The organism is Lapidilactobacillus mulanensis (assembly GCF_003946215.1).
Taxonomy (GTDB): domain Bacteria; phylum Bacillota; class Bacilli; order Lactobacillales; family Lactobacillaceae; genus Lapidilactobacillus; species Lapidilactobacillus mulanensis.
In genome coordinates, this window is the sequence record NZ_RHOW01000028.1 from 19372 (window position 1) to 28125 (window position 8754).

The 8754-nt window shown below is 39.6% G+C and carries 5 protein-coding genes; all 5 read right to left on the reverse strand.

All coding sequences use genetic code 11. The annotated features are described in order from the left end of the window. Positions 1-2 precede the first annotated feature (2 nt). A complete protein-coding gene (locus EKM67_RS07600) occupies positions 3-1160 on the reverse strand; it encodes a Gfo/Idh/MocA family protein (protein ID WP_125578423.1) in 1158 nt (385 codons plus the stop codon). 18 nt (positions 1161-1178) lie between these two features. Next, the gene (locus EKM67_RS07605) at positions 1179-2051 is read right to left on the reverse strand and encodes a sugar phosphate isomerase/epimerase family protein (protein ID WP_125578424.1); all 873 of its coding nucleotides are present in this window, start codon (positions 2049-2051) and stop codon (positions 1179-1181) included. Positions 2052-2282: 231 nt separating this feature from the next. After that, positions 2283-4274 carry a glutaminase domain-containing protein gene (locus tag EKM67_RS07610; protein ID WP_125578425.1) on the reverse strand — a complete coding sequence of 664 codons (1992 nt, stop codon included), beginning with the start codon at positions 4272-4274 and terminating at the stop codon, positions 2283-2285. Between the two features lie 21 nt (positions 4275-4295). After that, complete coding sequence (locus EKM67_RS07615) at positions 4296-6416, reverse strand: GH92 family glycosyl hydrolase (RefSeq protein ID WP_125578426.1); 2121 nt, start codon at positions 6414-6416, stop codon at positions 4296-4298. 19 nt (positions 6417-6435) lie between these two features. Next, on the reverse strand, positions 6436-8511 hold the full coding sequence (locus EKM67_RS07620) for a hypothetical protein (protein WP_125578427.1): 2076 nt from the start codon (positions 8509-8511) through the stop codon (positions 6436-6438). Between the last annotated feature and the right edge of the window lie 243 nt (positions 8512-8754).

The window sequence follows — 8754 nt, forward strand, 5'->3', positions numbered from 1 at the left end:
CCTTAATACGTCCCACTTAAATTTGCAGTTGTGTCTGTACCTGTTTCTTTTTTCGCCTTTGAACCGGCACGGCGTTTGTTTAGTTCCGATAAAAATAAATCTTCATCGATTGGCAGACTCACTGGACGTTTCAGCCAAGATGATAAGTGAATCATGTTGGAAACAGTCAGTCCATTGATGCCCTCTTCACCGCGCGCGATCAACGGCTCACCGATTAGAATGTGCCGCGCAAAATTACGTAAAATCCCAACATGTTGTGGATTTTCACCGTCTGTTTCGACCTCTTCGACATAAACTTCTGGGCGTGCAAATCCTTCTTTCGAAGTTTTGCAAATTGTTCGAATACTGTCATCCAATTTGTACAGGGTCAGCTTATCGTTCTCACAAATCAGCTTGCCTTTTTCTAAGCTAACTTCGAACCGATTCGTTCCAGGATAGTCCCCAGTAGAAGTGATAAAGACGCCAGTCGCACCATTCGGGTATTTCAGATAGGCAGTCACATCATCCTCAACTTCGATATCATGCCAATGACCAGTCAGCGCAAATGCCTGAATTTCATTAGGCATTCCACAGATCCACTGCAATAGATCCAATTGGTGAGGACATTGATTCAACAGAACACCCCCGCCTTCACCGGCCCAAGTACCCCGCCAATCGCCGGAATCATAATAAGACTGGGTGCGGAACCAATCTGTGATGATCCAATTGACCCGCATAATTTCGCCAAGCTCACCGTTCTGAACTAATTCGCGCATTTTGCGATAAACAGAATTGGTACGTTGGTTAAACATCACTCCGAAAGTCACACCAGATTTTTCTGCAGCTTCATTCATCTCACGAACTTGCTTCGTATAAACGCCAGCTGGCTTTTCGGAAATAACGTTGATTTTTTTAGCAAAAGCTTCTTGTGCTAACACCGGATGTTGATAATGTGGTGTTGCGATAATCAAGGCATCACAGAGACCACTATTGATCAAGTCAGTGCCTTCGTTAAAAATCTTTACATTTGGTAAGTTGTCCTGAGCCCACTGTCGACGAGTCTCGCGACGATCGGCAACCGCCACCAGATTGAGCTCTGGAACTTTGCCTGCCATAATTGAAAGCGCATGTCCTGAGCCCATGTTACCAATACCAATAATCCCAAATTTTAACTGCTTCATTGCTTCAGAACTCCCTTACTATTTCCACTCGTATTTAGGTTCCAATATCTTTTTTAAAGCTGCAGCCGCAACATCAAAAATTTCGGCACCATCTTTGGGGTTAGTCTGCAGATGCTTATTCCCTAGCTCTAATTGTGAGAAGCCTTTGAAATCACCCAAATGAGGTTCGATCGATAAATAACCTTCAAATCCGCGATTTGCCAAACTAGTCAAGATTTCAGCAACATGACCATCACCAAATCCAGCAGGATAAACTTCGTGATCTTCAAACTTAGCATCTTTAATATGGACATAGCTGACATAATCCTTCAGTAAATCATATGCATGCGGATAGGTTTCAACATCACACTGAACAAAGTTAGCCGGATCAAAAGCCATACGCAATTGTGGACTATTGATCGCTTGTAATAGTGTCAAGCAACGCTCTGGTGTATCGCCGAAGATTTCCTTTTCATTCTCATGCAACAAGGTGATTTGTGGATAAGCCTCAGCTGCCTCCATATATTGACGCCAGCGATTGATCACCTCATCTCGATAATCGTCTGCGTTCTTGTCTTTGTCGATGAAGAAACTAAACATGCGAATATAAGGCACCTCAAAAATTTGTGCAATTTCGAGAACATGTTTAAATAATTCTAGTTGTGGCGCAAAATCGTCATCAATCTTGATCTTGCCAATTGGTGATCCTAAACTAGAAACTTTAATACCAGAAGCATCGAGATATTTTTTATACTCTTGCGCTTGATCAGCGGTAAATTCGCTTACATTTTTACCGTCAATTCCACGTAATTCCATGTGGCTAATCCCATTAGCTCGCAAAGTTTCAACTTGTTTCTTTAAATCTGGTGAAATTTCATCTGCGAATGCAGAAATTGTAAAGTTCGATAACATTTAGAAAAGCCTCCGATTAGATGATATTTTGGAGTTCCAAAACCTTCTGTCAATACTTCTTGAAAACAAGATACACAATACTGCAAAGTCATCAACTAACATCTGAAAATATTTAATTCACCCATCTTTAGTGGGATTAATAACTTTGTTTACATTCAAAAAGCCGCATCTAATAACTTAAATGCAGCTCATGGTTTTTTTACAAATACTTCCTGAGCACTTGAATTTTCACTATTTTACATACCGTTCAAGAGATTTTAGCAGTGGCATAAAAACCCCGCCAATAACTGTGCGATTTTTGAATGCTACCATCTTACCCGTCTTAGTCTCATACCAATCAGAAAATGGTTGTCTATCGGTTGTTTCATTCAAAAACTTCACGACAGTTTTTGAAATTGGCTCTAGTGCGCTCTCTCCTGACGTTAATGAAGCGACCCACATTAACCAATCGACTTTAGTATAACTAGCACGGGAATCCAATGGAGCACCATATTCGTTAAGTTCACTAAGATATCGGTTGATTTCAGATTCAGCAACGGTTGAACTAAATAAATGTAAGCCTAACACTTCATCCCAGATTAAGTTATATTTCAATGACCAAGTATCGGCTTGATCAAACGCTAGTCGTGTATCGGTTTCTGACTGAGCTGTTTGTTCCCAAATCAATGCCATTTCATGTGCCTTTTGTGATAGTTCCTCACCTTTAGCAACATATTTTGTTTCTTTCAGTGCCTTACCTAATGCGCCAAGCGCCACGATTGCCTTTAATGATAAATTAACATTGTGTGCCAAATGACCGGCAAAGTCATCCGTGCATAACTGATTATCCGGATCCTGACCATTCTCAATCAAAAAATGACTCCATTTAATTAATTGCTCATAATTTTCTTCTAGAAATCCATCATGCAACAACAAAGATGTGGTGCTGGCCATGATGATCATATCCCCACATTCCTCGACGGGCATCTGGTATTCATGCTTATATAAATCCGTACTTGCAGGGAACTCGTAAAACATACCGACAGTGTCATACTCACGAATAGCGGTACTATCATCCAGTTGTTTTGAATTATTCATCCCATAAACTTGTCCTGTGGCATATGGATAACGACCAACATCGTGTGGAGCATAATCAAATGGCCAAACCGGTAATTTAGCAAAACGATAGATTGGACGCAACATACCCTCAATCAATTTCGGCTGAAATGCTAAAAACAAAGGAATTGATGGATAGCTAACATCAACTGTCCCAATACAGCCATTGGAATTACATTCTTTTGATAAAAATACGACATCTCCGTTTTCATTTTTAATTAACTTGTGGGCTGCAATTGCTTGACGATAAGCAGTCGCACAAATTAGCTCATAATCATCGCCACCAACTTTGCGCGCTTGATTGGCAATTTTTTCGTCGATCTGATTACAATCAACTAAAATTTCTTCAAATTCGCCTAATCTTAAGTCAAGAAGCGCACTCAATGATGGCTGTTCTTCCTTCCAATACGCATTCTGTGCGTGGCCGAAGTAATTGATAGATTGTAAATCATCATAAGCAATCAGTAACCTTGCATCGTTTTTAGTTGCAGTCGATAAATCAAAACTAGCCTGTAAACCTTGTTCATTCCAATTTTGATATGCGGATACCTTTTTATTTTCTTCATCATTGGTCGCTAAATATAAATATCCCCAATCGATATTGATCAGATCGCCGGATGAATTTAATGGCGTTTGGCGTGCTTTACCGATAAATACTTCTTGGGTGTCATTTACGAGCAATTCTTTGGTAACAAGCCGGTTATCAGTCAAGGATTCATATGTTACATGCCCATCAAACTTAAGCTGTACATTAATCTGATGCTCAATTTTATCAAGAACCTCAACATGCAGCTTGAGATAAGTAATGGGTTCAGAAATACTTTGCAAATCTGCTAAATCAAAATGTTGCGCAAAGGTTACCGTCAGCTTTACCTGTTCGTTGGCAAAGGTCACCACAGTCTGCGTCATAGTGATTTTACAATCTTGTTGTTTTAGGTTCTCATGGCGCTCATCTCGGCCGAGAAAATTATAAATATTATCATCAATTGTGATCAGTCCATTGATTGGCATTGACTTTCCAGTCCAACTCAACGTTTCTTGATCATTTAAATGATCAGCTGGTGACCAAATTGAAAAATAGGGGTCGTGCACAACCAATGGAACTGATGGAATTCGATTATTAGTCATGAATCAAAATCGCTTCTTAAATTAATTTGTTGTTAAACTAAAAGGCATTTCTTGATAATTAAAACATTCAGGATTAGGCACCATTCCTAGATTGAAGGTAAAATTCATGCCTTGAATTAATTCACTGTGCTGAATAAAACATTTTCTATAAGCTTGTGCATCCACGGTAATACTGTCGATAAACTGTTGCTGAGGATAATTTGATTCAGTTGTCACGTTTAAAGATTTCCCATTTGATAAATGAATCGTTGCATGATCAAATATTGGCATCCCAATTAAATACTCGCCAGATCCAGGACAAAATGGATAAAATCCTAATGAATTAAAAATATACCACGACGACATACTACCATTATCTTCATCACCAGGATAACCTTGCCAGCCGGCATTAAATAGTCGGGTCAATGCTTGCTTTAGCAACGGCTGTGCGTAGTATGACTTCTTAATAAATGTATACAGATATGGCAAGTGAAAACTTGGTTGATTCCCAACATTAATCTGGCCAAACCCATTCACTTCCATCTCAGCCATCTCATGAATCACGTGACCGTACCCTTCAACAGTGTAACTTGGTGTCGTATTGCCAAGCTTAACGATTGTTTTTTCAAACTTTTCAGGGCCACCATATAAATTGATCAAACCTTGAATATCGTGTGGAACGGCAAAAGTTGACTGCCAAGATGCGCCTTCCGTATAATCGCCACCCCAAGAAGTAGGGCTAAAATTCTGATTAAACTTTCCAGCACGATCTCGTGCAACCATAAATCCGTCGTTCTTTGAAAATAAATTCTGATACCAAAATGCACGCTCACCATACTTGCTACTAGTAGTCTTATCGTTTAAGCTATCAGCAACAACCGAAATACAATAGTCACTGTAACTATAATCGAGTGTGTGATTCACAGACTCATTTAAATCTGCAGGTACGTATTGATTCTCCAAGTATTCTTGGCAGTACGAACGCCCACGAGAACGATTGGGATCCTGAACTTCCGCAGAATGAATCATTCCTTTCAAGAATTCAGGCATTAAATCACGACGAATTCCCTTGATTGACGCATCAGCAATGACGGCATCGATCCAGTTACCGGGCATTCCACCAGAATCCTCAGGTGACAGCCACTTAGGCAAGTATCCACTCTCACGATAGCTGTTCAGAAAACCCTCGAGAATTTTCTGGTACTCATCCACTTCAATCAACGAATACAATGGGTAAACTGTTCGCGCGGTATCCCAAAAACCATTGTTCATATACAGATATCCTGGTTTAACCTGGTCAGCGTACATATCGCGATGTACAGGATTTCCTTGCTCATCCATTTCATATAATCTTTGGGGATACAAAAATGCTCGATACATGTTCTGATAAAATGTCTGCACCTTTTTTGGATCATGATCCGAGACTTCAATTTTATTGAGTTTTTCTTGCCATCGTGCCGTAACGTCAGCTAGCAACACCTCATCTTCGCCGACCGGCACATTTTTTCGTGCATATTCCTCGGAAATAAAGGATGTCCCAATTCCAAGATGAACCGCTCCCGCTTCTTGAAATAAGATTTGCGTAAATCCAGGCTGGATTTCTTCTACATTTGTAATCGCATGATTACTTCGAATATGAAAATACATTTTTAACGGGACGCTGCCATGTGTATGTAGCTGTAAAGAGTAACCTTCAATCACATCTTCACTCACGTCTGTAATTACGCCATCAGTTGGAAAACTAACCACGATTCCGCTCTGAAGGTGCGATGATGAAATATTCATCGTGCATCCATAATCAGTTGGAATGACAGTTGTTCGCAGTTGATCATTTTTCTGAAAAATTTCTAGTTGATTAGGGTGAAATTGTGATTGCTCTGGATCATAGGCAACATCTGTCAACCCAATCGTCGCATTGCCGACCGGTAAAATTCTTAGTGAACAAAAATCACCCTTTGTTCCAGCCCACATCGTTGGTTGATGAGTTATTCTAAAGCCACGATAATGTTTAGCTTCTGGATGAAACCACCAATTATCATCATTAGTTTCAATGGCAAAATAATTCATCCCAAATGGAACACCTGTAAATGGAAAACAATTTCCACGAGATAACTCAAACGTATTGCTTGTCCCGTGACGCGTATCGATTTTGAATACATCCATGACTAATTCCTCCGAAGGATTATTTTAAAATATTAATTCTTATCATTGATCCGGTACCGGTATAATTAATGGTCGTATAACCGATGCCATCATATTTTCGAACTACATTGGCAACCAGATTACCTTGATCATCAATAATTTTAACTGTTGAAATCGTTGACGCATTGGCTAGTGCCAAGTATGAGTTAACGTTTTTCGTGGTTTTAATTTCAAAAACCAGCTTTGTTTGCGTTGCAGTTTGACTTAAAATTCGTCCGGTCGTTCCGATAATCTCAACTGATTCGCTTTGTATACGATTCAGATCGAAAAGCAATGCGTTTTGACCTGGTTGAAGTGAGATCTGATTTAAATAGTTAAAATCAGGTTGTAATAGATCTACAAAATCACCTTTCAATTCTGTCGAGGTTGCTAAACTCTCTTCCATCACAGCACTGATAACATATGGTCCTCGGTAAAGTGTGAAACGATTAGTTTTTTCCCACGCATCATTACTTCGACTAATTGCGTCGGTAACGAGATTTAAATATACATTTTCAGCGTTAGCGCTTTCGCAAATTTCTGCAGGATTCATATTTAACCTGTATACTTTCCCCTTACTAACCGAACTTACGGCTGGTGTTAAGGAGCCTGTTCCAAGAACGTCAAATAAATGTTGGAGAGGCGTATACCGACTTTTACCATTATCATTCCACCACGCAGGAATCCGATTATACGGATCCTGATTGTCACCAATATAAATTAAGACGCCACCATTTTGAACCCACGCTGCGATTTCACTATTCACAGCAGGTGAAAGTGGCTTCATAAAGTCATAGCTTAATATTAAATATTTTAGATCACTCAAGTAATTCGAACTTCTTAACACATTATCAATTTGAACACATCTGATTGGCATGCCATGCTTGACCAGTGGTAACGCCAACCCATAAAACATGGGAAACGCATCAGATGAGTAGAAATCAAACGTCTCTTTTAAATCACCCTTCGAATCTGATAAAACGCCCTGGGGATAACTTCGCTGATACAACCCGGTATCACTTAATGCAACGCCAAGATGAATTTCATTATTCTCAGCGAAACGATAATCAGGTTGATCCATGTTACATAATGTTTGAAACATATTAATAAGCTGTGTACGATAGGTTTCTGGAATTGGTTTTGATTTATCCTCTACTTCTTTATCATCTGAACGATTATTCTTAGGATATTTACCATTAAACACTCGATTCGGCCAAGGACATACTTCATAATGATGAACTTCCGGATGGAGCAACGAAGCAATTACAGTTTCAAAATAATTTTTCCGGTAGTCAGACCAATCATATCGAGGATTGTCTTCGATTGGATCTGCCAAAAACCACATTTGTTTATTGGATTTCTTGACTAATTCCTGCATGATGGAAAACTCACAATAAGCAGTTTCAAATGTCCGTTCGGCCAACTTGCCTCGATACATATTTTGGGTACGACTTGTGCCCGTCCATACTTGTGCAATGAATCCATCAAGAGATGGGATATCATTCAACAGGCCTTCCGGACTCATGATTTTCCACTGAGTATAATTAATTAAGCTATGCGTTGGAATGTATACGCGCACTGCCTTTCCAAACTTCTGATATGAATATTCTTTAATGGAATCCGCAACACGCCTAATCGCTCGGGCATAGAGGTATGCCTTAAGTTGTGCACACTTGTAATGTGTCGCGATATCTTGCTGAGGATCCTGCCATGGTTCACGATAATAGATTGCATATTCATCTCGAAAGGCTTTCGAGTATCCTGAAAAGTCCCAGAATTCCGGTTCCTCAAGATGAATTGCCTCGACCCCTGCATCTACCGCTTTCCTTAAACTTTCACTGATATAATCTGCAAATGATACTGTAGGAACCATATAGGGAATGTCCTTGCCATGTCCAACTATTTGCCCATCTGCACGCACTTGTGCCTCTGACCAGTGCGAACGACCGTCCCACTTACCATATAAATAATCCTGGTAATTACCCCAAGCCATTCCGGTCATCAAATGAACACGATATCCTTGCTTGCGATATTCACCAATCCGGTCATATAATGTTGGATCATTGCCATAGACCATCACGAAATCAACATTAACATCAATTTCAGAATTCCAAGGAGCCTCTTCCTGATAACCAGTTAACTCAGAAGTTCTTTAACGAATAAAAGACATAGTCGTAATCATTCCCTCCATAGCTTTATGTGCTTATATTTCACTACAAACACTAAAGAAACGCTCTTGATTCTCATACCTTAATGAGAGTGTCAAGAATTTTGTGTAAATGAGTAACTCTTATTTGCATGATTAAATGACCAATTTCAA

Coding starts and splice junctions, on each gene's coding strand:
- EKM67_RS07600 (WP_125578423.1), bottom strand. CDS start 1,160: ATGAAGCAGTTAAAATTTGGGATTATTGGTATTGGTAACATGGGCTCA.
- EKM67_RS07605 (WP_125578424.1), bottom strand. CDS start 2,051: ATGTTATCGAACTTTACAATTTCTGCATTCGCAGATGAAATTTCACCA.
- EKM67_RS07610 (WP_125578425.1), bottom strand. CDS start 4,274: ATGACTAATAATCGAATTCCATCAGTTCCATTGGTTGTGCACGACCCC.
- EKM67_RS07615 (WP_125578426.1), bottom strand. CDS start 6,416: ATGGATGTATTCAAAATCGATACGCGTCACGGGACAAGCAATACGTTT.
- EKM67_RS07620 (WP_125578427.1), bottom strand. CDS start 8,511: ATGGTCTATGGCAATGATCCAACATTATATGACCGGATTGGTGAATAT.